This is a genomic window from Gramella sp. AN32, assembly GCF_023718305.1.
Taxonomy (GTDB): Bacteria; Bacteroidota; Bacteroidia; order Flavobacteriales; family Flavobacteriaceae; genus Christiangramia; species Christiangramia antarctica.
Genome location: NZ_QEYO01000002.1, coordinates 52,023 through 76,489, shown reverse-complemented (window position 1 = coordinate 76,489; position 24,467 = coordinate 52,023). Strand labels below are relative to the sequence as shown.

At 37.5% G+C, this 24,467-nt stretch carries 22 protein-coding genes and 1 pseudogene; 9 read left to right on the top strand and 14 right to left on the bottom strand.

The genetic code is table 11. The annotated features are described in order from the left end of the window. Positions 1-20 precede the first annotated feature (20 nt). The 6 genes and pseudogenes from DHD80_RS02805 to DHD80_RS19870 all read right to left on the bottom strand — a co-directional run. Entirely contained in the window at positions 21-920 is a 900-nt protein-coding gene (locus DHD80_RS02805; protein WP_251739448.1) for an alpha/beta hydrolase, read from the bottom strand. Next, entirely contained in the window at positions 907-3,651 is a 2,745-nt protein-coding gene (locus DHD80_RS02800) for a PD-(D/E)XK nuclease family protein (protein WP_251739447.1), read from the bottom strand. The genes DHD80_RS02805 and DHD80_RS02800 overlap by 14 nt, the downstream gene beginning before the upstream one ends. A gap of 66 nt (positions 3,652-3,717) precedes the next feature. Next, positions 3,718-5,127 (bottom strand): OmpA family protein, encoded by a 1,410-nt coding sequence (locus DHD80_RS02795; RefSeq protein WP_251739446.1) that lies wholly within the window; start codon positions 5,125-5,127, stop codon positions 3,718-3,720. Positions 5,128-5,306: 179 nt separating this feature from the next. After that, positions 5,307-6,500 carry a glycine C-acetyltransferase gene (gene kbl, locus DHD80_RS02790; protein WP_251739445.1) on the bottom strand — a complete coding sequence of 398 codons (1,194 nt, stop codon included), beginning with the start codon at positions 6,498-6,500 and terminating at the stop codon, positions 5,307-5,309. Positions 6,501-6,539: 39 nt separating this feature from the next. Further along, positions 6,540-8,285 carry a 3'-5' exonuclease gene (locus tag DHD80_RS19875; protein WP_347709955.1) on the bottom strand — a complete coding sequence of 582 codons (1,746 nt, stop codon included), beginning with the start codon at positions 8,283-8,285 and terminating at the stop codon, positions 6,540-6,542. A gap of 48 nt (positions 8,286-8,333) precedes the next feature. Beyond that, positions 8,334-9,671: pseudogene (locus tag DHD80_RS19870) on the bottom strand (UvrD-helicase domain-containing protein); the annotation flags it as partial. A gap of 163 nt (positions 9,672-9,834) precedes the next feature. Here DHD80_RS19870 and DHD80_RS02780 point away from each other — a divergent pair. After that, on the top strand, positions 9,835-10,443 hold the full coding sequence (locus tag DHD80_RS02780; protein WP_251739443.1) for a superoxide dismutase: 609 nt from the start codon (positions 9,835-9,837) through the stop codon (positions 10,441-10,443). A gap of 440 nt (positions 10,444-10,883) precedes the next feature. Here the strand turns inward: DHD80_RS02780 and DHD80_RS02775 are convergent, their stop codons facing one another. The 4 genes from DHD80_RS02775 to purN form a co-directional block, all read right to left on the bottom strand. Further along, entirely contained in the window at positions 10,884-12,782 is a 1,899-nt protein-coding gene (locus DHD80_RS02775; protein WP_251739442.1) for an amidophosphoribosyltransferase, read from the bottom strand. 66 nt (positions 12,783-12,848) lie between these two features. Next, positions 12,849-13,772, bottom strand: a complete 924-nt coding sequence (locus DHD80_RS02770; RefSeq protein ID WP_251739441.1) for a PfkB family carbohydrate kinase — start codon at positions 13,770-13,772, stop codon at positions 12,849-12,851. A gap of 72 nt (positions 13,773-13,844) precedes the next feature. Then, positions 13,845-14,309 carry a ribonuclease HI gene (gene rnhA, locus DHD80_RS02765; RefSeq protein WP_251739440.1) on the bottom strand — a complete coding sequence of 155 codons (465 nt, stop codon included), beginning with the start codon at positions 14,307-14,309 and terminating at the stop codon, positions 13,845-13,847. Then, the gene (gene purN / locus DHD80_RS02760) at positions 14,309-14,869 is read right to left on the bottom strand and encodes a phosphoribosylglycinamide formyltransferase (RefSeq protein ID WP_251739439.1); all 561 of its coding nucleotides are present in this window, start codon (positions 14,867-14,869) and stop codon (positions 14,309-14,311) included. Before purN ends, rnhA begins: the two co-directional genes overlap by 1 nt. A gap of 183 nt (positions 14,870-15,052) precedes the next feature. Between purN and DHD80_RS02755 the strand changes: the two genes are divergently transcribed. The 5 genes from DHD80_RS02755 (at position 15,053) to pyk (ending at position 19,326) form a co-directional block, all read left to right on the top strand. Beyond that, positions 15,053-15,289 (top strand): acyl carrier protein, encoded by a 237-nt coding sequence (locus DHD80_RS02755; protein ID WP_011711223.1) that lies wholly within the window; start codon positions 15,053-15,055, stop codon positions 15,287-15,289. A gap of 17 nt (positions 15,290-15,306) precedes the next feature. Then, complete coding sequence (gene fabF / locus DHD80_RS02750) at positions 15,307-16,560, top strand: beta-ketoacyl-ACP synthase II (protein WP_251739437.1); 1,254 nt, start codon at positions 15,307-15,309, stop codon at positions 16,558-16,560. 3 nt (positions 16,561-16,563) lie between these two features. Then, positions 16,564-17,295, top strand: coding sequence for a ribonuclease III (gene rnc / locus DHD80_RS02745; RefSeq protein ID WP_251739435.1), 732 nt, complete (start codon positions 16,564-16,566; stop codon positions 17,293-17,295). Between the two features lie 129 nt (positions 17,296-17,424). Continuing rightward, on the top strand, positions 17,425-17,895 hold the full coding sequence (locus DHD80_RS02740; protein ID WP_251739433.1) for an IPExxxVDY family protein: 471 nt from the start codon (positions 17,425-17,427) through the stop codon (positions 17,893-17,895). Continuing rightward, positions 17,896-19,326 (top strand): pyruvate kinase, encoded by a 1,431-nt coding sequence (pyk, locus tag DHD80_RS02735; protein ID WP_251739431.1) that lies wholly within the window; start codon positions 17,896-17,898, stop codon positions 19,324-19,326. It begins immediately after the preceding gene. 37 nt (positions 19,327-19,363) lie between these two features. On the opposite strand, the gene DHD80_RS02730 is transcribed toward pyk, so the two are convergent. Continuing rightward, the gene (locus DHD80_RS02730; RefSeq protein WP_251739429.1) at positions 19,364-19,582 is read right to left on the bottom strand and encodes a hypothetical protein; all 219 of its coding nucleotides are present in this window, start codon (positions 19,580-19,582) and stop codon (positions 19,364-19,366) included. A gap of 34 nt (positions 19,583-19,616) precedes the next feature. Further along, positions 19,617-20,708 carry a DNA polymerase IV gene (dinB, locus tag DHD80_RS02725; protein ID WP_347709951.1) on the bottom strand — a complete coding sequence of 364 codons (1,092 nt, stop codon included), beginning with the start codon at positions 20,706-20,708 and terminating at the stop codon, positions 19,617-19,619. 99 nt (positions 20,709-20,807) lie between these two features. Between dinB and DHD80_RS02720 the strand changes: the two genes are divergently transcribed. Genes DHD80_RS02720 through DHD80_RS02710 form a run of 3 tightly spaced genes read left to right on the top strand, consistent with a single transcriptional unit; the run spans position 20,808 to position 22,505 of the window. After that, positions 20,808-21,497, top strand: coding sequence for an NAD(P)H-binding protein (locus DHD80_RS02720; RefSeq protein WP_347709950.1), 690 nt, complete (start codon positions 20,808-20,810; stop codon positions 21,495-21,497). Continuing rightward, positions 21,494-21,958 carry a CYTH domain-containing protein gene (locus tag DHD80_RS02715; protein ID WP_251739427.1) on the top strand — a complete coding sequence of 155 codons (465 nt, stop codon included), beginning with the start codon at positions 21,494-21,496 and terminating at the stop codon, positions 21,956-21,958. The genes DHD80_RS02720 and DHD80_RS02715 overlap by 4 nt, the downstream gene beginning before the upstream one ends. 4 nt (positions 21,959-21,962) lie before the next feature. After that, positions 21,963-22,505, top strand: a complete 543-nt coding sequence (locus DHD80_RS02710; protein ID WP_251739425.1) for a YciI family protein — start codon at positions 21,963-21,965, stop codon at positions 22,503-22,505. 91 nt (positions 22,506-22,596) lie between these two features. Here DHD80_RS02710 and trxA read toward each other — a convergent pair whose 3' ends face one another. Together trxA and DHD80_RS02700 are read right to left on the bottom strand one after the other, a co-directional pair. Further along, positions 22,597-22,896 carry a thioredoxin gene (gene trxA / locus DHD80_RS02705; protein ID WP_251739423.1) on the bottom strand — a complete coding sequence of 100 codons (300 nt, stop codon included), beginning with the start codon at positions 22,894-22,896 and terminating at the stop codon, positions 22,597-22,599. 138 nt (positions 22,897-23,034) lie between these two features. Next, complete coding sequence (locus DHD80_RS02700; RefSeq protein WP_251739421.1) at positions 23,035-24,462, bottom strand: TolC family protein; 1,428 nt, start codon at positions 24,460-24,462, stop codon at positions 23,035-23,037. Positions 24,463-24,467: the final 5 nt, after the last annotated feature.

Here is a 24,467-nt window from a genome sequence, read left to right as displayed (position 1 = left end):
TTTTTATCCTTTAAAACGGGTTATTCCTTTTCAGCTTTTTCGCGATACGAATTCCAAAGTTCTTCCGAAGGTTTTTGAAGAAATTCAAGTGTATTTTCTATCACGTAATCAAATTCTGGAGTGAGAATGGGTTCTTCCCAGGGATGCTGAATCCCAAAAACATGATCGGCATTTTCAACCAGGCAAAGCTTTGAGGCGGGACTCCATTCGAATAATTTCCCCGCTTCTTCAATAGAAACACTGGTATCCTGACTTCCATGCACGATCAAATGTGGAATTTTTAGGTTTTCTGCGGCGCGCTGAATATTCAGGCGATCTTCATTTTCTTTAAAATCCCGGTAGAACTGAAAATGATGCGGTAATTGCTGTTTGGTTCTGGAATTGAGAATATACTGCACCCCCTTTTCTTTCCAAATTTGTAATTTTTCTTCATCAGGAAATCGGGAAGCATAATCGCTAACTGAAGCCAGGGTTACCAGTTTACCAATCCGCGGTTCTTCCGCAGCCTTAATAATTGCGATTCCGCCACCTCTGGAATGGCCTATCAAATCTACTTTTCCTGAATCTACTTCTGAAGCGAATTCAAATGCCTCACTTAGAACTTCATCAATAACGCTTTGAAGATCGTCCAGTTCAATACTATAATTATTATCCCCAAAAGCTTCAATATCCAGAAATTCTGAAGGGTTATCAATGTTGGTACCGTTATGGCTAAAATTAAATTTCAGGAAAAAATAATCGTTTTTCGCAAACTGCGTTCCCATCATATCCCATGCGCCCCAATCTTTAAAGCCTTTATAACCGTGACAAAAAATAAGGACACGTTTAGGCTTTCCATCCTGTTTAAAAATATAATCGGTAAGAATGGGCCTGCCGTGTTTTCCTTCTATTTGCTGATTTTTTATCTTAGTAACTTCCATAATTCTTTTTTATTTCCTTTTCCATAAATGGAACATTGGGATCACAAATTTCATAGATCAGGGATTTTAACTGCTGGCCAAATTCAGATAAGGTATTTTCAGAAATTGAATGATTTTTGTCCTTTCCTTTTCCTTCAGCAAACTTCAATATTCCGGATCTCATATTTTTGAAAGAGATGATTCCCGCTTCGATTGGAAAATTAAGATCTTTATTTTCGGCAATCAAACCGGCGTACGTTAAAACCTGAAAACATTTGGCGTAATTGTCATAATCTTTTGTTATCTCATTCCAATCTGCAATGGCAAGCTGCTTATTTTCCACCTTTCCCGTCTTATAATCGATAATCGTAGAAATTCCATTACATTCTTCTACGCGATCTACCTTCCCGCGAATAAAGACTGGAAAAGCTAATTCATTTACTGAAATAGCCATACGTAAATCTTCTTCTATATGGATGATTTTAATCGCCTGGCCTGCTTTAATCCGCTTTAATTCAAATTGAAGGAAATTATGTAAATATCGTTTCGCGACTTCTAAAATGAGCAGATTTTTACCATTTTGAATGGGAGCTTTACTATAGGTTTTCTCAAATTCAGCAGAAATTTTATCATCAGAATTTTTTAGAAATTTTTCTATTAAATCTTCAGATAAAAACCGGCCACATAAGGGTTTATAAAGATCTTCCAGACAATTATGCACCACCGTTCCCAACGTATTAAAGGCAATGGTTTCTTCAACTTCTTCCTTGTCGCGAACGCCAATGATATATTGATAATAGAAATCCAGTGGATTCCTTATATATGTGGTCAACGCCGATGGTGAAAAGCCGGAAAGAGCTAAAACCTTTAATTTCTCGATAATCTCCGGTGTCTTGGCAATACTTCGAAGTTGTGGTAGATTTACTTTGGTTTTAGGACTGATGAATTTCTTTACTAAATGATGATTTGGAATATTTTCAATTTCCAGCTGGGTAATAAATCGGCTTTTTTCACCGGAATTTAGTCCGTCCGCTTCCGTGTTGTATAATAGATAAACTTTTTTGGCTCTTTGCAGGATGCGGTAAAAATGATAGGTATAGACCGCATCTTTTTCCCGAAATGTTGGAAGCTGATTATTTGTTTTTAGGTCATAAGGAATAAAAGATGCATCAGATTTTCCGGCCGGGAGCACTCCTTCATTTAAGGAGGTAATGATCACGGTTTCAAAATCCAAAACCCGGGATTCCAGCATTCCCATCAATTGTAAGCCTTCGAAAGGCTGACCCTGAAAATCCAGCGTTTGCGTGCCCACCAGTTCACGGTAAAAATTATGCAGGGATTTAATGGTTTTTATATGTTCATAGCGGCTGTTCAGGTTTTCCAGTTTATTGAACAGCATATGAAAATGGTATAAAAATTCCAGTCCGAGTTTATCATTTTCAGCTTTTAAGTGAATTTTTATTTCATGAATGATCGCCTGTAAATCTTCTAAAAGCTGGAAAACTTTTGGATTTTTTTCCGGAAAGCAATATTTGATGAGGTCTGAATTTTCAAAGGCTTCCAAAATAGTTGCCCTTTCTATATAAACCAGATTTTCGTTATGAATACGTTCAATAAAATGATCAACTGAAGTACTTAAAAGAGGATACAAAGCCGGATGCTTGATGACTGCAATAACCTCTTTAAAATAGAAGTTTTGCGCCCCGTTCAATCTAAGCTGAAAAAGTTGTTCAAATAATGAATTTATCGGGGCATTTCTCACGGGAAAACCCATGGTAATGTTTAATTCTTTGATCGTTGCCGGTAAACTGTTCAGGGTGGGCAAGAGTAATTCTTCTTCCCCCAGGATCACGGCGGTACTTTTGAATTCTTCAGGATCAAGATTGTTGAGGATTTCTCCCAGGTATTTGGCCTGCCCAATATTTTTGGGAACCCCAATGAGTTCTATATTTTTTTCTTCTGAAAAATGATTTGAAAATTCCTGAAATGGATCCTTTTTATAATATTCCCATTTTTTTAGATAATCCCTTAAAAAGAGAGAGGCGGCATGATTTTTATCCTGATAAAAATTTTCATCTATATCCCAAAAAACTTCTGCCTTTTCATCTTCTAAAAGTTGCTGGATTATTTTTTGTTCAGAGGCATTAAGGGCATTAAAGCCTATGAAGATATGCTTCGAATTTGCGCCTGCCGAATATGCTGAAATATTTTCAGCAGCCTGGCGATAGATCAATCCCTGATAGCCTAAATTTTTCTCCTGTAATTTTTTAGCCAAAGCCTCGTAATAACCGGGAAGTTTATGCCAGAAATTCAAATAATTCTTAATAAGATCGGTTTTATCTTCCGATAAAAACCAGTGTTTTTGATCCTGTATTGCAGCTAAATAATCGAAGAATGGCTGATAATCTATCAAATAACGGTCTATTTCATTAAAATCATGAATAAGACTTTGCGACCAATTAATGAAGGTATCAAAATCTTCAACTTCTTCAGGCGGAGTCAATTCCTTATAAACATTATAAAATTCGAATTGGGTAATGGTATTGTCTATAGCTTCCAAACCTGAGATCTCTTCGGTAAATTCTTCAATACTGAAAATGGTGGGAGTAAAAATATTCTGATCTGAAATTTTTGCGAGTTCTTTCAGTAAAAATGAACCTGCACGTTTGCTGGGAAGTATAAAAATTAATTCAGAAAAATTGACTGAAGGAGTATTCAGTTTTTCCAACACTTCGCTTATAAATGACTTCATTAGCCTAAAATAAAAAACGTCCCGCATTTGCGGGACGTTTCTATATAATTAATTTAAATGATCAAACTAGTTATTAGTGTTTTTCATCTCTTTGTCTTTATCTAAAGAAATTTCAACACGTCTGTTTTCCTGACGACCTTTTGAAGTACTGTTAGACGCGATTGGTTGAGATTCACCGTAACCTTCAGAAGTCAATCTGTTTGCAGGAATACCGTTGTTTACCAACCACTCTCTTACAGAAGCAGCACGTTCTTTAGATAACTTCAAGTTATACTCATCACTTCCCTGACTGTCTGTATGACCTTCAATGTGGAAAATAGTGTTAGAATATTCGTGCATGATATCATGGATGCTTTCAAGAGCTTCTTCAGATTCTGGTCTTATAGTTGCTTTATTAAGATCAAACAATACCGTTTTAGAATACTCATTAAGTTCGTTTACAACTTCAACAGTTGGCTCTGGACATCCATTATTAGCAGCTGTTCCAGCAACTTCAGGACATTCATCATCTTTATCTAATACACCGTCACCGTCTTTATCTTCGAAAGGACAACCGTTATTTTCAGCAGGACCTGCTTCATCTGGACAGTCATCTTCGCTATCTTTTACTCCGTCACCATCAGCATCTGGACAACCGTTCATCTCGGCAGTACCAGCAACTTCAGGACACTCATCATCAGGATCAGCAATACCGTCACCATCAGTATCAGGGCAACCATCGAATTCAGCTAAACCAGCTTCGTTAGGACATGCATCCTGACGATCTTCGATTCCGTCACCATCAGTATCAGGACATCCATTAAATTCTGGAAGACCCGCTACTTCTGGACATTCGTCATCTTTATCATAAATACCATCCCCGTCTGTATCAGCACCACCGAAAATAAATTTAATACCAGCGGCATGTTGGAAATGTCTGGCTCCTTCAGCATCAAATGCATGCTTATAACGAGACTCTAGAGTTAATGCTATATTATCTGAAAACCAGAAGTTAAGGCCTAATTTACCGTTTAATGTTGGTTGGCTAAAGTTTTCGAAATCCTCATCATCACCATCACCTATCCAAACGTAAGATCCACCAACACCAATTACGGGGTCAATCCATCCACCGTTTAACATAGCTCTTAAACTATAGTCAAGAGATCCATCAACTGAATAATAAGAAAGATCAGAAATACTTCTATCTCCATATTTGTCGATTTGGTTGATAGTACCCCCAAGTTCTGCAACTAATCCAGCTCCAATATATCTGGATACACTTATTTTTGAAAGTGCAGGTAGTACGTTCCAGTGATCTCCTGAATTAAAATATTCGTCAAAATATCCACCAAGAGGAGAGTCATTACCCGTAGGAAAAAAATCAACGGCATTAACTCCCACACCAATACCCCAAGGGTTATTAGCGTCCTGAGCCTTAACCGAAGTAAAGCCGAACACCAATAATGTGGCTAATACAATTTTGCTAAGATGTTTCATATTCAATAGTTTAGTTTTAAGTGTTAATTGTGAACAAAAGTATGCGCTTAATGCATATTAACAAAGTCAAATTTAATAAAGTTTTCTTAATTAGTGCGCTATATATAGGGCTTTCAAGGGCTTAATTTGGTGCTTTTCAGGCACATTTATAAGTTTAAAAAATGGCAATTTTGAACCTGTTAAATAACTCCCAACTCTTTACCCACTTTAGTAAATGCTGCAATTGCCTGGTCTAAATGTTGTTTCGTATGGGCAGCCGATAACTGCACCCGTATCCTTGCTTTTCCCTTTGGGACCACAGGGTAGAAGAAGCCTATTACATAAATTCCTTCTTTCAATAATTTATCGGCCATGTCCTGAGATAGCTTTGCGTCATGAAGCATTACCGGAACAATTGCTGCCTCTCCATCGATGATTTCAAAACCGGCATTTTTAATTCCTTCCTTAAAGTAGGCCGTATTTTCCTTTAACTTTTTGCGTAAAGAATCGTCGTTCTTTAACATGTCAAAGACCTTAATTGACGCACCCACAATTGCCGGGGCCAAACTGTTGGAAAACAGGTAAGGTCTTGATCGTTGTCTCAGGATCTCAATAATTTCTTTTTTAGCCGTGGTATAACCGCCCATGGCACCACCAAGCGCTTTTCCCAAAGTTCCTGTGATAATATCGATGCGATCCAGGACATTCTTTTCTTCCAGCGTTCCAATACCCTGTTCGCCAATAAATCCTGTAGCATGGCATTCATCGATCATCACCATCGCATCATATTTATCTGCTAAATCACAAATTTTGTCTAATGGGGCCACCAAACCATCCATGGAAAAAACGCCATCGGTAACAATAAGTTTGAACCTGGCACCTTTTTCACTGGCATCAATCAATTGCTTTTCCAAATCCTGCATATCCCCATTGGCATAGCGATATCGCGCAGCTTTACAAAGCCGTACCCCGTCAATAATCGAAGCGTGATTTAATGAATCTGATATGATAGCGTCTTCTGCAGTTAGCAATGGTTCAAAAATTCCGCCGTTGGCATCAAAAGCCGCTGCATATAATATGGTATCTTCTGTACCGTAGAAATCAGCGATTTTTTGTTCAAGTTCTTTATGAATATCCTGGGTACCGCAAATAAACCGAACGCTGGACATTCCAAAACCATGAGAATCCAGTGTGTCTTTTGCAGCCTGCACTACTTGCGGATGAGAAGAAAGTCCTAAATAATTATTTGCACAAAAATTAATGACTTCCTCTCCTGTGGAGATTTTAATGACCGCATCCTGCGGGGAAGTAATGATCCGTTCTTTTTTGTAAAGCCCGGCTTCCTTAATTTCTTCAATTTCATTTGCCAGATGTTCCCTGATCTTTCCGTACATATTTTTGGTATTTTTTTTAGTTATATAGTCAATGCAAAATTAAATTTCTTTTACATTTTTTACCATAATATTATTATTGGTATAAACGAGCAAACATTTATCTACCTTATATTCCATTTCCCGCAAAACCGAAGCGTAATTCAAAATTTGCCTTTCATGAGTATCCACAAAGCCCCCGGTTTTATAATCAATGATCGTAATCGATTTTCCGGCTAAATTAATCCTATCCGGGCGGAGCCTTTTGCCTGAAGCGGTCAATATTTCCTTTTCGTTATAATTGATCACATTTTGCTGAAAGTATTCTTTAAGCTCCGGATGCTCCAGGATTTTTTCAATATTAGATGAAATTGAATCTCTGTCCCTTTCTTTTAGAAGTCCGGAATTTACCGCCCATTCAATTGCCTTAAATCTGTCTGATGCGCTATTGATCTTCGACATTATTTCATGGGTGATCTTTCCCTTTTCGATAGCTTCCTGTTGCCTGCTATCCCAAAGTGATCCTGATTTCGTAACGATATGCACCGCCTCATTTTCAGTTGGGGAAGAATAGAATTCAGAAGGCTGTATGCTCAGACTTAAAGATTCCTCAGTTTTTGGTATGCTTGATATTTCACCAAATTCATAGATTCGTTGCTCATTTTCACTCTGTTTTGAAGCGACATAATCTTTCAGCAAATTTGAGATACAGGCACTGCTTTTAGGTTTTTCGTTATAACTGCTAAGCAAATAAAGCTGTTCCGCGGCACGGGTGCAGGCAACATATAAAACATTCAATGTATCCAGTTCATTTTTCTGAAGGAGATCTTCAAAAGTTTCTTTAGCCGGCAAATTCCAGTTCAACATCTTTTTAGAAGCGTTCACATAGGCCACGGGCATTTCCTGAAATCCGGTTTCGATCCATAACGAATCATTTCTGGTATCCTGAAGATCAGATTCTGCAAAGGGAAAGATCACTATAGGAAATTCCAAACCTTTGGAAGTATGAATGGTCATGATCTTGACGGCATCTTCAGCTTCAGGCACAACAATGCTTAGCTTTTCCTTTTTTTGATGCCATTTCTCTATGAACTCATTTAAACTGTTGGCACCTTTTTGCGCGGTTTCAAAAACAAAATCCAGGAAAAACTGGATATACGCATCAGATTGCTGCACAAGTTTAAAGGAGCGAATTATATATTCAACCGATTCATAAAGCGATAACTGCTTTACTTTTTCCATTTCAAACTCAACCTTAAAGAGCTTCAGCCAGGCTGAAAATTTTTCAGTATCATCATCAATATGTTTTGAAATGACGTGATGATAATCGGTCGCCGGAAAATGATTTTCAGCTAAAAATCCTAAAATTTCTAATTTTAGCGACTTGTTTTCAGGATTGAGGGAAAACTCGAGAATATGTGCAATGAATTTTACTTTTTCAGATCTGGTCAGTAACAAACTTTCTGATGACATCACCTTTATATCATGCTCGCTCAAATATTCTGCGATCGCGTAGCCTTCTTTTTTTCGGCGGGTAAGGATACAGATATCATTCCGGGAAAAACCTTTGGCATCAAGATCTTCAATGATCTTTAAAACGGTTTCCGGGTGAATTTCAAATTCTTCTTCTTTATTTTTTGCTTCCAGAAATTGCACCTGTACGAAACCATATTCCCCATTTTTAGGATTTTGGAATGCCTCTTTAAAAAGTTCTTCATATTCAGGAAAACTGAGTACCGAGGAGGCAAACTGAAAAAATTCGTTATTGAAATTAACCACCTCGCTACCGCTCCTGTAATTATCTTCCAGATTTTCCAGGCTTTTCTCAATTTGAAAAGGATTGATTTCCTTGCTTAGCCCAATTAATTGTTCCGCCCTACCGCCACGCCAACGATAAATGCTTTGTTTAGCGTCGCCCACGATGGTAAGGCTGGAATGTTCGCTCGATTCCAGTTTATTCGAGATTAGCGGAATAAGATTTTCCCACTGCATGATCGAGGTATCCTGGAATTCGTCAATAAAATAATGGTTGTAGCGTTCGCCAAGCCGCTCATAGATAAAGGGTGCGGGCTGGTCTTTAACCTGTTCGCTTATCTTCGGATTAAATTCTGAAATAAGCACCAGGTTTTTATCTTTTTTAATGGTTTCAATTTCGCGATTGATCTCACTTAACAGGGAAAGCTGAACGATATTTTTCCCAATTTCGCTAAGGAATTCCGTTTGAAAATATACTTTTTTGGTATCCTCAAAAAGTCTGGCAATTTGTGGTTGTAATCTATCCAGGGTTAATTGTGCAGATCCCGCGGTCTTTTTAGGATACAGTGGCTTTTCATGAATTTCCACAGCCCATTTTGCTGAAAACGACTCAACCGGACTTCCATTTAGTAACTTCTGAAAATAGCCTGGAACATAAGCCCTGCTCCCGCCGTTGAAATCAGTTATTTCAATATTATTTTCTTCGAGAAGGTTAAAAAAATATTCCGCAGAATCCTTCAAACTGTTTTGAGCAAATTTAATTTCCTGACGAAGTTTTTTTCTGAATTGAGCAAAATCAGCAAGCGTTTTATCTTTTAATAAAGCCAGGGCTTTTTGGTTATTTTCATTGACGAGTAGTTTAGAAATTGCAAAAAGATCCCGGCTAATATCCCAGCTTTTATCATCATCGGTCTTTGATAAAGTATACTCTACAAGAATTTTAGTCAGTTCTTTATCTTTTCCAGCTTTATTGATCAAACTATCTACCGCTTCAGAAAGTATATCATCAATATTAAGTTCAACTTCAAAATTCATGGGAATGCCCAGGTCACGCGCAAAGGTTCGTAACACACGATGGGTGAAACCATCGATGGTAGAAATTTCAAATGCCGCGTAATTATGGACGATACTTTTTAAAATCTCAGAAGATTTTTGGCAAATTTCTTCGGAAGAAATTCCGGTTTCCTTTTTAAGATCATCAAGAAGGGAGCTTTCAAACTGAGCATCAGCCTTAGCGAATTCAGAAAGATTTTTAATAATCCTGCTTTTCATTTCGGCAACTGCCTTATTGGTAAAAGTGATCGCAAGGATATTTTTATAATAATCCTTTTTATCTGAGTTTAGCAACAGCTTGAGATACTCCTTAACCAGCGTATAGGTTTTCCCTGATCCGGCTGATGCATTATAGATGTTGAATTTATTTTTCAAGTAAGTGGTTTTGTGAAGTTGCGAAAATGATAATTCTCTTTAAAGTTATAATATTTATAGGGTTTCTGAAGGAAACGCTTTTAAGTATTTTATAACACTAAATAATTTCCAGTGCGTACATGAATAGCTAAATTTGAGAGAATTAAAGAAGTAATAACAAAAAAATCAGATAATTATGGCTTTTGAAGTACCAAAATTAAAATATGCATTTGATGCATTAGAACCACATATCGACGCAAAAACTATGGAAATTCATCATGATAAACATCATGCCGGATACACCAAAAAATTAAATGATGCCATTGAAGGTACCGATATGGAAGGAAAGAATATTGAAAATATTTTGAAAAACCTTGATAAGTCTAATAAAGCTGTTAGAAATAACGGTGGAGGTTTTTATAATCATAGCCTTTTTTGGGAAGTGATGTCTCCTGAGGGAGGTGGAAAGCCTGAAGGTGAACTTGCTGAAGCCATAGACAGCGCTTTTGGATCTTTCGAAGCCTTTAAAGATGAATTCTCGAAGGCAGCCGCGGGACAGTTTGGTTCCGGATGGGCATGGTTATGTGTACATAGCGGCGGTAAAGTTGAAGTGTGTTCGACTCCAAACCAGGACAACCCGGTAATGCCGGATACCGGTTGTGGAGGCCAGCCAATTTTAGGATTGGATGTTTGGGAACATGCATATTATTTAAAATATCAAAACAAACGTCCCGAGTATATCGATGCATTTTTTAATGTTATTGATTGGAAGGAAGTTTCCAGTAGATATGCTAAAGAAAAATAGTTTTCTAATTTATATAGAATAAAGAAAGGCCGCAATTTGCGGCCTTTCTTTATTCTACTTTTATCAGTTTAAAATCCTTCCCATAAAAAAAGGCGGAATAAATTCCACCTTTTTTTGCCCCAAATCTACCATGAACTTAACCTACTTATGCTATGGTATAGTAAATATAAGTCGTTGATTCCTATAAATTTATATTTTTAGACGTACTACCTAAAAATTAGTTGAACTACCTATTTATAATGAAGGCTTATAAAAATGTAATAAGTAATAAGGATTGACTAAAAATAAAAAAAGGCGGAATAGAATTCCACCTTTTTTTGCCCCAAATCTACCATGAACTTAACCTACTTATGTTATGGCAAGTATAAATGTAGATAGTTTTATAATAGGCACAAAGAAAATTAGATGAACTACGTATATATTAGGCCAAAGGCTAAAAATTAGTATGCTCTATCCTTTTTACCCTCGAAAAAATTCATAAAAGCACGATTTACGACCCTGTTACCTCCCACAGTTGGGTAATCGCCGGTAAAATACCAGTCCCCAAGATTTTTCGGACACGCAATATGAAGATTTTCAACGGTTTGATAGATCACCTTTACTTCAGCATCAACGTGTTCATCACTTAGTAACTCCGCGATTTTGTCTGAAATTTGCTCATTGCTAAACGCTTCGTAAATTTCCTTCACAAAATTCTGAACTTCTTTATCCTGGAGTTCCACCTGATCCTTACATTTATTATAGACCTTTTCAACAAGCTCATAATTATCATGTTCTCGAAGTAAGGCAAGAGCAGCCCTAAAAGCAACAAGATCTTCAAGCCTGGCCATATCAATCCCATAGCAATCTGGATATCTAATTTGTGGAGCGGAAGAAACCACCACGATCTTTTTTGGATGTAGCCTGTCCAGCATTTTGATAATACTCTTTTTTAAGGTGGTCCCCCTTACGATACTATCGTCTATAATTACCAGATTATCATCTGGTTGAACCACCCCATAGGTAATATCATAAACGTGTGCAACCAAATCATCCCTGCTACTATCTTCAGTAATAAATGTTCGAAGCTTAACATCTTTGATCGCTATTTTCTCTGTGCGCAAACGATAAGCAAGAATTTCGCTAAGTCGTTCTTTAGTAAGTGATTCTTTTTCAGCAAGTATCGCCTCATTTTTCTGACGGATCAATTCATCCTGGGCAGCCTCTACCATTCCGTAAAAGGAAGTTTCCGCAGTGTTTGGTATAAATGAAAATACCGTTTTTTGAGTATCGTGATCGATCGATTTTAAAACTTCGGGCATCAAGAGTCTACCCAGCATTTTTCTTTCCTGATAGATTTCAGCATCACTACCCCTTGAAAAATAGATCCTTTCGAATGAGCAGGCTTTTCTTTCTAAAGGCTCGATAATCTCATCTATAGATGTCTTTCCATTTTTCTTGGTAATAATAGCATGCCCGGGAGGTAATTCGTGTACATCCTCAAACTGAACATTAAATACGGTTTGAATTACCGGTCTTTCTGAAGCAACCACCACCACTTCGTCATCTTTATAATAATATGCGGGCCTTATTCCCGAAGGATCACGTAACACAAATGAATCACCATGCCCAATCATTCCGGCCATGGCATAGCCGCCATCCCAATCTTTTGAGGATTTTCTAAGTATTTTGGCAACATTAAGTTTTTCGGCAATTTGAGGGGAAGCCTCCACCTTAGAATATCCCTGGTGCTTCAGTTTTTTATAAAGTTTGCGCACTTCATCATCTAAGAAGTGCCCAATCTTTTCCATTACCGTGACTGTATCTGCTCGTTCTTTTGGATGCTGGCCTAGATCTACCAGATTTTTGAACAACTTGTCTACATTGGTCATGTTGAAATTACCGGCAACAATCAGGTTTCTGTGCATCCAGTTATTCTGGCGAAGAAATGGGTGTACACTTTCTATACTATTCTTTCCAAAAGTGCCATAGCGTACGTGACCTAGAAAAACCTCACCTAAATAGGGTATATATTTTTTCTGTAATTCAGTATCATCTGCATATTCAGGGTGCTCAAGGATCTCTTCGTTTATCCTTTCATTAATTTGGGCGAAAATATCCTGAATAGGTTGTGCCTGGTTGGAACGAATCCGGCTAATATATCTTTCCCCGGCTTCAGTATTCAATTTTATACTGGCAAAACCTGCACCATCCTGACCGCGATTGTGCTGTTTTTCCATCATTAAATACATTTTATTCACCCCATAATAGGCTGAACCGTATTTTTCTTTATAATAATTCAGAGGTTTTAGGAGCCTCACTAAGGCAATCCCACATTCGTGTTTTAAAGCGTCACTCATAATTTTTCCTCTAAAGGATTTTAGGGTTTTGTCAAAAAAAAAGCCCTGAAATTACAGGGCATGGGTTTAAATATGGTTTGTTTCAAATTTTGTTAACTTCTGAAATTCATCCAACCGCTTCTTTATTTCTTCCGAAGTTAAATTCTGCATCCTTTCGGTTCCAAACTTTTCAACGCAAAACGAGGCGAGATTCGAACCATAAATAATAGCATTCTTCATGTTTTCAAAAGAAATATCATCAGTTTTTGCCAGATAACCTATAAAGCCACCTGCAAAGGTATCTCCTGCACCGGTTGGATCAAAAACTTCTTCTAATGGTAAAGCCGGAGCAAAAAAGATCTCATTTTTATGGAATAATAATGCACCGTGTTCCCCTTTTTTGATTACTACATAAGCCGGTCCCATTTTGGAAATTTCCCTTGCCGCTTTTACGAGGGAATATTCCCCGGAAAGTTGCCTTGCTTCTTCGTCATTAATGGCGATCACATCAACTTTTGAGATAACTCTTTTAAGATCGTTCAATGTATGGTCCATCCAAAAGTTCATCGTATCGAGAACCACCAGCTTAGGATTTTTAACTTGCTCCAGTACACTTAACTGTACTAAAGGATGAAGGTTCCCCAGCATCACATATTCTGAATCTTTAAATTCTTCAGGTACAACGGGATCGAAATCGGCCAGTACATTTAGCTGAGTATCTAAGGTATCCCGTGTGTTTAGATCATTATGATATTTCCCGCTCCAGAAAAAAGTTTTTCCGCCTTTTACAATTTCGATCCCCTCAATATTAATATTATTGTTCTGCATTAGATCAAGATATTCCTGCGGAAAATCATCACCTACAACAGAAACAACTGCACTGTCTATATGAAAGTTTGAAGCGGAAAGGCCGATGTAAGTACCCGCACCGCCAAGGATTTTATCTGTTTTTCCAAATGGAGTTTCGATAGCATCAAAAGCAACGGTTCCTACGATCAATAATTTACTCATAACAATTTTTAAAATTACGCTGCAAATATACAGTTTGTTTTCCAAGCGCTAAACCTGTAAATCTATATTGTTTTAAGGTTTATAACCTTTATCTGGAGGTAAGTTTTTAAGTTTTGAAGCTGCAACGGCAAGCGCGTCACATCTTTCATTTTGTGCATGATCATTATGCCCTTTGATCCATTTGAACTGGACCTTATGTTTTCGGTAAATCTTTAGAAACTCTATCCATAGATCGGCATTTTTACGATTTACGAAAGATTTTTTCTCCCAACCAAAAACCCAGCCTTTGGTTACAGCATCTACTACATATTTAGAATCTGTAAAAACCAGGACTTCCGTAAAAGGATTTTTTAATTTTTTTAGCGCCTTAATAACCGCAAGTAATTCCATACGATTATTGGTGGTTAATTTAAATCCTTCTGAAAATTCTTTTTTATATGGTTTACCAACCCATTCCATAACAATTCCGTATCCACCGGGCCCGGGATTTCCTCTTGCGGCCCCATCGGTATAAATATGCACTTGCGCTTGTGACACTATAATTTTTCTTCTATGATTTGTTGAATAACCTTTGGAAAATGTTCGTATTCCTGTTCGTGAATTTTATGAGCAAGACTTTCCGCAGTATCATTTTTATCTATTTGAACTACCGACTGAAAAATGATTTTTCCTTCATCATAATTTTCATTTACATAATGAATAGTGATCCCGCTTTCTTTTTCTCCATTTTCGATAACTGCTTCATGAACTTTACTGCCATACATTCCTTTTCCACCATAAGAAGGTAGCAATGCCGGATGTATATTAATGATCTTTCCTGAAAATTGCTGAAGTATCCCAGGGGGCAACAGCCAGAGAAAACCGGCAAGAATGATAAGATCGGGTTGCATGTCCTTTAATAAGTTAAGGACATCATGCGAATTATAAAATGCTTCCTTATCAAATAAAAGTGGTTTCACTCCCAGGTCATGTGCCCGCTTTAAAGCTCCGGCGGTTCTTTTGTTGGAAAGTAATGCGACCACCTCTGCTTTATTTGAATGCTGAAAATATTTGATAATATTTTCAGCATTGGTGCCCGAGCCCGAGGCAAATATCACTAATTTCTTTTTTGGCTGTAAAGTTGGGATGTTCAAAATAAAGCTCTTAACATTTATTAGGAAGTAAAATTAAAGTCTTTAAATGATTTTTATGTAAATTACATCCACATTTTTGTAGTAAAAATCGGTTTTAAAATAAAGTTTTTTATTTTTGCCACCTAATCAAAATTAAAATAATAAATTATGTCAGACATTGCATCAAGAGTAAAAGCTATCATCGTGGACAAACTAGGTGTTGACGAGAACGAAGTTGTAAATGAAGCCAGCTTCACTAACGACTTGGGTGCGGATTCACTAGACACTGTAGAATTGATCATGGAATTTGAAAAGGAATTTGATATCCAGATCCCAGATGATCAGGCGGAGAATATCGCTACAGTAGGTCAGGCAGTTTCGTATATAGAAGACGCTAAGAAATAAAAAAATCAACACACCATATGGAGTTAAAGCGAGTTGTAGTTACGGGCCTTGGAGCCTTAACCCCAATTGGTAATAATCTTGAGGAATATTGGCAGGGACTAATTTCGGGAAAAAGTGGTAGCGCTCCTATCACTTATTTTAATACTGAAAAGTTCAAGACTAAATTTGCCTGTGAACTCAAAAATTTTGATCCCCTCGATCATTTCGATCGAAAGGAAGCCAGGAAACTTGATAGGTTCGCTCAGTATGCCATGGTATCTGCAGACGAAGCTATTGAGGATTCAGGGATCGATCTCGAAACTGTAGATAAATACCGTGTTGGTGTTATCTGGGGGGCGGGGATCGGTGGTCTGGAAACATTCCAGAATGAGGTGATCAATTTTGCAGAAGGAGATGGTTCTCCCAGATTCAACCCATTTTTTATTCCCAAAATGATAGCAGATATTGCCCCGGGCAATATCTCCATCAAGCACGGGTTTATGGGGGCAAATTATACCACAGTTTCAGCCTGTGCTTCATCTGCGAATGCGATGATCGATGCCTTGAATAATATTCGACTGGGCCTCTGTGATGTAATTGTTTCAGGAGGTTCTGAAGCTGCAGTGACCATTGCAGGAATGGGCGGCTTTAATGCCATGCATGCACTATCAACCAGAAATGAAAGTCCGGAAACAGCATCAAGGCCATTTGATGCAACTCGGGATGGTTTTGTGCTTGGAGAAGGAAGCGGTGCCCTAATACTTGAAGAATTGGAGCATGCGAAAGCTCGTGGTGCCAAAATCTACGCTGAAATTATTGGTGGCGGACTATCTTCAGATGCTTATCACATGACTGCTCCACATCCTGAAGGGGATGGTGTAGTTGCAGTGATGAAGAATTGCTTAAAAAATGCTGAATTAAAGCCGGAAGACGTGGATGCCATAAATACTCACGGAACCTCAACTCCTTTAGGAGATGTAGCGGAATTAAAAGCAATTTCAAAAGTATTTGGTGATCATGCCAAGAATATCAATATCAATTCAACAAAATCAATGACCGGTCATCTATTAGGTGCTGCCGGTGCGATTGAAGCTATTGCTGCGATTTTATCTATAAAATATGGGATAGTTCCCCCCACCATTAATCACGAACATCAGGATGAAAATATCGACCCTGAACTTAATCTTACTTTAAATAAAGCACAGAAAAGAGAGGTGAACGTGGTGATGAGCAATACGTTTGGTTTTGGTGGTCATAATGCCTGCGTAATCTTCAAAAAATTTACTGAATAGCTAATGAGTGTTATTCGAAACATACTAAATTCTCGTTCTAATCAGGACGGGAATTTTTTTAATGTGCTAAGTCCAATTCTGGGTTTTAAACCAAAAAACATTCAACATTATAAAAAAGCTTTTACCCATCGATCTTTAAATAAAAAGGATAAAGAGGGTCATGCCATAAATTTTGAAAGGTTGGAATTTTTGGGTGATGCCATGCTAAGCGCGGTAGTTGCAGCCCATCTTTTTAAAGCCGTTCCAGGTGGAAATGAAGGTTATCTCACCAAAATGCGTTCAAAAGTTGTTAGCCGGAAGCATTTAAATGAACTGGGAAAAGATCTTAACTTGATAGATCATATAGAAACCAATATTTCGAAGGAACAATTTGGGGTAAATATTCATGGGAATCTTTTTGAAGCTTTGATTGGCGCAATTTATCTTGATAAAGGATATAAATATTGCCGCAAATTTATTTATGAAAGGGTGATAGATCCGTATGTGGATATCGAGCAACTGGAAGGAAAAGTAATAAGTTATAAGAGTTTGCTTATTGAATGGTGTCAAAAGGAAAAAAAGGAATTTGATTATGAAATATATGAAGATACCGGCAATGATGAACTCAAGCATTTCGCGGTTAAGTTGAGGATCAATAATAGGGTGGTAGCCAAAGCGAGGGCTACTTCAAAAAAGAAAGCAGAGGAAAAAGCTTCCAAAAGGGCTTATTATGTACTTCAAAATAAAATTCAATAAAAATGAATTTTTAACGTAAACTATAACGTTTTCGTAGATAATTAATAAATTTACACCCTCAATATCGCCATTTTCCTAATCAAATAGTATCTTTATCGTTAAAGTCAAGGGTTTATGCAATCGCATAAGATGTTGCTGGAAGTTGAGGACGAAGAATTTTATTTAATAGGGATTTACTCTTCTATGGAGAGTTTTAAAATGGCTTATCTCTTAAATAAATTTCTGAATGTAAAACTGACAAGGGAAGAACATGATATAGATTTTAATCATGCTAACTATGAAGCGATATATGCTCTATATTCATATAAAGAACCAAACGCTTACTTTAGTCTTCATCTAGTCGCAAATAAATTCAAGGGAGAACCTAAAAAAATTCTTAGTTCAGGGTCATTATTTTCTGAGGAAGAAATAAGACCTCAGCAAGTTTATTTAATTCCTGAACGCAAGAAAGTTGACTATTTTTTAAAAATAAGTGAAGAATTACCTAGAAAGGAGTTCGTAAAAATACTAACAAAAATTGGACAGATTCCACAAGTACAGGCTTCTTATGCCTTCGATGCTAACGAATTAAAATCCAAACAAAACTTAATTTTCGAATAAATGCCAACCAACAAAAAGACAAAAATAGTTGCCACGCTGGGCCCTGCTACCAGTAGTAAAGAAACCCTTAGAAGAATGCTTCAGGAGGGTGTTAACGTCTTTAGGGTCAATTTTTCCCATGCTAATTACGATGATGTAAAAGAACGCGTGAAGATGATACGTGAACTTAATGAAGAAGAAGGCTTTAACGCTGCTATACTTGGAGATTTACAAGGTCCTAAGCTAAGGGTTGGGGTGATGAAAGAAGAAGTTGTGGTACACGAAGGTGATGAGATCATTTTTGTAACGGGAGAAGCTTTCAAAGGGACTTCCAAAAGAGTGTATATGAATTACGATACTTTCCCTCAGGACGTAAAGGCGGGGGAAAGAATTCTACTCGATGATGGGAAACTAATGTTTGAGGTGGTAAGCACCAATAAAACGAATGAGGTTAAAACAAAAGTAATTCAGGGTGGTCCTTTAAAATCCAAAAAAGGTGTAAACCTCCCCAATACAAAAATATCGCTCCCGGCTTTAACTGAAAAGGATATAAAGGATGCGATTTTTGCCTGTGAAATTGAAGTAGACTGGATGGCACTTTCTTTTGTTAGACATGCGGAAGACCTTATTGAACTTCAAAACCTTATTAAACAACATTCTAAATATAAAATACCGATAATTGCCAAAATTGAGAAACCTGAAGGGGTTGCCAATATTGATAAAATTGTAGCTTATTGCGACGGACTCATGGTTGCCCGTGGAGATCTTGGGGTGGAGATTCCGGCTCAGGAAGTACCGCTTATTCAGAAGAAACTTGTGCTTACAGCCAAAAAGGCGAGAATTCCGGTAATTATTGCCACACAAATGATGGAAACCATGATCACCAGCCTAACTCCCACCAGAGCTGAGGTGAATGACGTAGCAAATTCAGTGATGGATGGCGCAGATGCGGTGATGTTAAGTGGTGAAACTTCTGTAGGACAGTATCCGGTTCAGGTTATTCAGAAAATGACCCAGATCCTGCAAACGGTTGAAAATTCCCCACTTATTAAAGTTCCGCATGAACCGCCACACGTGCGTACAAAAAGGTATATCACCAAAGCGGTTTGTTTTCATGCAGCCCATATGGCCAATGAAATTAAAGCTAAAGCAATTTGCACTCTTACTAATAGTGGCTATACCGCTTTTCAAATTTCTGCCTGGAGACCGGAAGCCCATATTCTCGTTTTCACTTCAAACCACAGAATTTTGAATCAGTTAAGCCTGCTTTGGGGTGTAAAGGCATTTTTCTATGATAAATTTGTGAGTACCGATGAAACTATCGAAGATATCAATGAAATGGCTAAGAAATACAAGTTTGTAGAAACAGGTGATTTTGCCATTAACCTGGCCGCTATGCCTATTACCGCAAAAGGAATGGTAAATACACTAAGAGTTTCTGAAATAGAATAAAGAAGTTTATTATCAAAGTTTCATAAAAGCCGCAAATTTATTTTTGCGGCTTTTTATTTTCATAATATTTTTTCCATCTAAAGGAAAGTGGGACTATAAAGATGGAAACCAAAACTCCTGTAATTAAAAGTTCGACTAGGTCTGCGATACTTATTTCTACGAAACTAGTGGTATAAAAATCGGTAATAATTTCCAGTAATATCCCGATCGTGAAGAAAAGTATACACCCTTTTAAAATCTCCTCGTAAAAATTCATGCAGAAAATTAAGGTTTTAAGAAGAGAATTCAAATTAGAACTTGAATTTCAGTTGCACTGAAATTTCCTTTTTCTCCTCTTTATCTTCGTTTTTATCAGTATTTAGGTTTGAAAGCGTAATCCCTAATAGCCTAACCGAATTCTTCATCTTTTCCTGATAAAGCAGATCTTTGGCAATTTCAAGGATCAATTCCTTGCTGGCAATAAAATAACCAATGGTTTTACTCCGGGTTTGCAGGGTGAAATCGCTGTATTTTATTTTTAGGGTTACGGTTTTTCCGGCCACGTCGCTTTTTTTTAATCTGCGCTCTATTTCTTCCGCAATATTTTCCAGACGCTCCAGCATAAAAATTTCCGAAGAAATATTTTCATTGAAAGTCCTTTCGGCACCCAGTGATTTTCTGATTCGGTGTGGTTTTACCTCGCTATGATGGATCCCGCGTACCACATGATAAAAATAACCCCCGCTTTTACCAAAATTTTTGGTGAGATATTCTTCAGATTTCTCTTTTAGATCTTTACCTGAAAAAATTCCCAAACGGTACATTTTTTCGGCGGTTACTTTTCCCACGCCATAAAATTTTCGAATATCCAGATCTTCCAGAAATTCGATTACCTCTTCCGGTGGCACCGTTTTTTGTCCGTTAGGTTTATTGATATCACTGGCAACCTTGGCGATAAATTTATTGATCGAAATTCCTGCGGAAGCGTTCAAACCGGTTTTTTCTTTGATTTTATTCCGAATTTCTTTGGCGATTAAGGTCGCACTGGGGTTTCCTTTCTTGTTTTCAGTAACATCCAGATAAGCTTCGTCCAGGGAAAGTGGCTCCACCAGATCTGTATATTGGTGAAAGATTTCCCGGATTTGCCCGGAAACTTCCTGGTAACGTTTAAAATTCGATTTTACAAAAATAAGATCAGGACAATTTCTCTTGGCCATCACACTACTCATGGCGCTGCGCACCCCAAATTTACGCGCCTCATAACTTGCCGCGCTTACCACACCTCGTTGTGAACTGCCACCAACGGCAACAGGTTTTCCCCTCAATTCTGGATTATCGAGTTGTTCTACGGAAGCATAAAATGCATCCATATCGATATGTATGATCTTTCGGAGATTTTCCACCTGGTAAATTTAAGTAAACTTGGAATTGGGCTGGCCTAAGCAATTTAGAAAAGATTCTGGACAATGAGTATTCCTCTTTTTGAAACTTAAAACTTATCTTTGATAGGAAGATTAGAAACTAAAATGAGTCAGAAAACAGCGATCGTTCTTGGAGCAACCGGATTAACCGGAGGAATTTTGCTGGACAAACTTCTGGAAGATGATCGCTACCAAAAAGTAAAGCTTTTTAATCGCCATAAAGTTGAAAAAAGCCATCCAAAAATTGAAGAATATTTGATTGATCTTTTCGAAATGGAAAGCCTTTCAGAATTATTTAAAGCCGATGAGGTTTATTGCTGTATTGGGAGTACTCAAAAGAAAACGCCGGATAAGGAAATTTACAGAAAGGTCGATTTTGGGATTCCGGCGACTGCCGCTAAGCTTTGTAAGTTAAATGGGATCCATACTTTTTTAGTTATTTCGGCATTGGGAGCAGATCAAAAAAGTACTTTTTTTTATAATCGCGTGAAAGGGGAAATGGAAGGTGCGGTGATGGAGCAACAAATTAAAAATACTTATATCCTTCAACCTTCATTAATTGGTGGAAAAAGACAGGAAAAACGGCCATTTGAAAGTGCATGGAAAAAAGTGATGGGTGTTTTTGATAATCTCCTTTTCGGAAAATTAAAGAAATATAAGAGTATTCATCCCGCTGCTATAGCTTCAGCAATGCTTTGGCTGGCCAATAATGATTATAAAAGCGGAACTATTGAAAGCGATACCATCAAAGAGTTAGGAAATCATCCATGATAGAGATTGAAAGAAAATTTCTGGTAGAAAACGAAGATTATAAAAAACTGGCCGTAAAAAAAACCTATTTTGTCCAGGCTTACCTCAATACGCATCCGGAAAGGACGACCAGGATTCGTATTGCCGGCGATAAAGCATTTATTACTATAAAAGGAAAATCCAGTGCCAGTGGCTTATCCAGGTTTGAATGGGAAAAGGAAATTCCCGTAGAAGATGCCAAAGAACTGTTGGAACTTTGTGAACCAGGTGCAATTGAAAAATATCGTTATATCATACCATTAGAAGAACTGTTTTATGAAGTAGATGAATTTTTAGGAAATTTGAAAGGACTTACTATTGCTGAAATTGAACTAAAGAAAGAGGATGATTCTTTTAAAAAGTTTGATTGGTTAGGGAAAGAAGTTACCGGCGATCCTGACTACTATAATTCTAATTTAATAAAGCGGTCCATAAAAATATAAAATCATGAAAAAACTTCTAATACTTATAATTTTTGTGGGTTTGATGACTTCTTGCCTAGAAGTCCCCCCGCCAAGAAAATATCCAAAAAAAGAAAATGAATTAGTAACCGCCGCAAAAGAAGTTGAACGGAAAGATTCACTTAAAAAACTGAAAGAACCGAAAATTGATATTGCTGCTGTTGAGAAAAAACTGAAAGACGAAGGTTATAATACTTTTAGTTATAAGGAAGGTGATACAACCTATTTAATGCAGGAATATTATATGGTTTTTCTGAAGGAAGGTCCTAATAGAAGACAGGATTCATTGGAAGCGGCAAGTATTCAGGAGAAACATATGGCTCATTTACAGAAACTTTATGAAGATGGCTACACCAGTTTAACCGGGCCTATGGGAGATAATGGGGAGATTAAAGGGATCGTTGTTTTCAACACTTCTACTCAAAAAGAAGCAGATAGCCTGGCAAATATGGATCCCGCCGTGAAAGCAGGAAGATTGGTGGTAGAGGTACATCCCTGGTGGGCAGCAAAAGGAGGTAAACTAAATTAATTTATACACATGTCTGGATTACCGCATTTAAAGTATTGGGGGAATGAAAAAGAAAAACGATTTTAAAGTTCCCGCATTAAAAGACCTTTAGTTAATGTAAAGCGGAGATTTTCTTTTTAATCTCCTCTTTTGATAAAACCCCGGATTGTCTCCACTTTTGTTCTCCTTTTTTAAAAAGGATCATGGTTGGTACGCCCCGAACCTGATATTTGGAAGCTAATTCCTGATTTTTGTCCACATCGATCTTTACAATTTTCACTTTTTCTCCCAGTTCCTCCTTGACTTCTTTTAAAATTGGGGCGAGCATTTTACAGGGCCCACACCAGTCGGCATAAAAATCAATTAGAACAGGTATTTCACTATCTAGGATCTTACTGAAATTACTTTTCATGATATTTTTATTTACTTCTGAATAAAATTAGAAAATTAGCAGGCATTTTTTCCGAAGAAAACTTTAAAAAAATCAGCCCTGAAAGTTTATTTTTTCAGGGCCGATCCTAACCAACAACTAACTAAAAACTAAGAATAGCTATTTCCAGCCACCGCCTAGGGCTTCGTAAAGATCCACGATAGACTTTAACTGGTTATAGCGGGCATTCGTAAGGTCTAACCTTGAATTCAGTGCATTCTGTTGCGCGGTAAGTACCTCAAGGTAATTTGCCAGACCATTATTTAAAAGTTCTTCGGAATAATTTGTAGCCAGGCTGTATGCTTCAAATTCTTTTTGTTTTACCTCTATTTTTTCTGAAGCTGCCTCGTAAGAATACAAAGCATCTGAAACTTCTTTGGAAGCTGTAATAATTGCTCTTCTAAAATTCAATCTTGCCTGTTCCTGCTGCGCCCCGGAAACTTCAAATTCGGTTCTAATCCTTCTTCCATTTAAAATAGGTTGCGCAATTCCGCCAATTAAGGTGGCAAATAACGAATTGGTATCAAATAATGTGGAAGCATCCAATGCCTGTAATCCACCGGTTGCGGAAAGTGTGAGTGAAGGATAAAAGTTACTTCTGGCCACATTGGTGAGCTCAAAGGCATTCACCACATCATATTCAGCAGCGATCACATCTGGCCGATTTCTTAATAATTGCATAGGAACACCAATATTTAGTTCTGTGGTAATTTCCTGAGCCTCAAGATCTGTGCGTTGGATTTGCATAGGTGCTTCACCTAACAAAATAGATAGCGAATTTTCGAGGATACGACGCTGGTTTTTGAGATCTATTAAAATTCCCTGAGCGTTATAAAGCTGGGCTTCGGTTTGTTTCACAGCAACTTCGGTAACATTTCCCGCCTCTTTTAAGGCTGCCGTAGTTTCCAGGCTATTCGCACGGGTTTCAATGCTTTCTTGAGTAATTCTAACCTGTTCATCCAGCGCCAATAATTGATAGTAAGTCGAAGCAATATCAGCGATAAGTCTGGTTTTTACTGCCTGGTGTGCGGCAAGACTTTGTAAATAACCGGCATCAAAAGCCCGTTTCTGACTTCTAATTTTTCCCCAGATATCAGCCTCCCAGGATAGGTTCGTAGACACTTCATAAAGATCTATATAATTACCAATAGCCGAACTATTTCCTGAATTTCCAAGTTGTAATCCCAACTGGCCATTTTTTGAAAAATAGCTTCGGGTAAACCTTCCATTGCCGGAAATTGTAGGTAAATAACCTGCTTTTCCCTGTTTTACATAAGCTTCGGCAGCAATAACCTGCTGAATAGCCACTCGGATATCAATATTATTTTCAAGTCCTTCCGTAATATATTCCTGGAGAACATGATCTGTAAAAAGTTCTTTCCAGGAAACATTTGCCATGTTGAGCGTGTCTGTAGAAATATGATCGGTTCGATAAGAATCCTTTTTTACAACTACCGGCTGTTCATAATCTTTCGCCACAAAACAGGCCTGAAGACTCATTAAAGCCAATCCTGCAACAACAAATTTTATATTTAGTATTCGTTTCATTGTAA

What these genes read in the sequence shown, in the direction of transcription:
- DHD80_RS02805 (WP_251739448.1), bottom strand. Translation starts at nt 920, where the DNA reads ATGGAAGTTACTAAGATAAAAAATCAGCAAATAGAAGGAAAACACGGC.
- DHD80_RS02800 (WP_251739447.1), bottom strand. Translation starts at nt 3,651, where the DNA reads ATGAAGTCATTTATAAGCGAAGTGTTGGAAAAACTGAATACTCCTTCA.
- DHD80_RS02795 (WP_251739446.1), bottom strand. Translation starts at nt 5,127, where the DNA reads ATGAAACATCTTAGCAAAATTGTATTAGCCACATTATTGGTGTTCGGC.
- kbl (WP_251739445.1), bottom strand. Translation starts at nt 6,500, where the DNA reads ATGTACGGAAAGATCAGGGAACATCTGGCAAATGAAATTGAAGAAATT.
- DHD80_RS02780 (WP_251739443.1), top strand. Translation starts at nt 9,835, where the DNA reads ATGGCTTTTGAAGTACCAAAATTAAAATATGCATTTGATGCATTAGAA.
- DHD80_RS02775 (WP_251739442.1), bottom strand. Translation starts at nt 12,782, where the DNA reads ATGAGTGACGCTTTAAAACACGAATGTGGGATTGCCTTAGTGAGGCTC.
- DHD80_RS02770 (WP_251739441.1), bottom strand. Translation starts at nt 13,772, where the DNA reads ATGAGTAAATTATTGATCGTAGGAACCGTTGCTTTTGATGCTATCGAA.
- DHD80_RS02755 (WP_011711223.1), top strand. Translation starts at nt 15,053, where the DNA reads ATGTCAGACATTGCATCAAGAGTAAAAGCTATCATCGTGGACAAACTA.
- fabF (WP_251739437.1), top strand. Translation starts at nt 15,307, where the DNA reads ATGGAGTTAAAGCGAGTTGTAGTTACGGGCCTTGGAGCCTTAACCCCA.
- rnc (WP_251739435.1), top strand. Translation starts at nt 16,564, where the DNA reads ATGAGTGTTATTCGAAACATACTAAATTCTCGTTCTAATCAGGACGGG.
- DHD80_RS02740 (WP_251739433.1), top strand. Translation starts at nt 17,425, where the DNA reads ATGTTGCTGGAAGTTGAGGACGAAGAATTTTATTTAATAGGGATTTAC.
- pyk (WP_251739431.1), top strand. Translation starts at nt 17,896, where the DNA reads ATGCCAACCAACAAAAAGACAAAAATAGTTGCCACGCTGGGCCCTGCT.
- DHD80_RS02730 (WP_251739429.1), bottom strand. Translation starts at nt 19,582, where the DNA reads ATGAATTTTTACGAGGAGATTTTAAAAGGGTGTATACTTTTCTTCACG.
- DHD80_RS02715 (WP_251739427.1), top strand. Translation starts at nt 21,494, where the DNA reads ATGATAGAGATTGAAAGAAAATTTCTGGTAGAAAACGAAGATTATAAA.
- DHD80_RS02710 (WP_251739425.1), top strand. Translation starts at nt 21,963, where the DNA reads ATGAAAAAACTTCTAATACTTATAATTTTTGTGGGTTTGATGACTTCT.
- trxA (WP_251739423.1), bottom strand. Translation starts at nt 22,896, where the DNA reads ATGAAAAGTAATTTCAGTAAGATCCTAGATAGTGAAATACCTGTTCTA.
- DHD80_RS02700 (WP_251739421.1), bottom strand. Translation starts at nt 24,462, where the DNA reads ATGAAACGAATACTAAATATAAAATTTGTTGTTGCAGGATTGGCTTTA.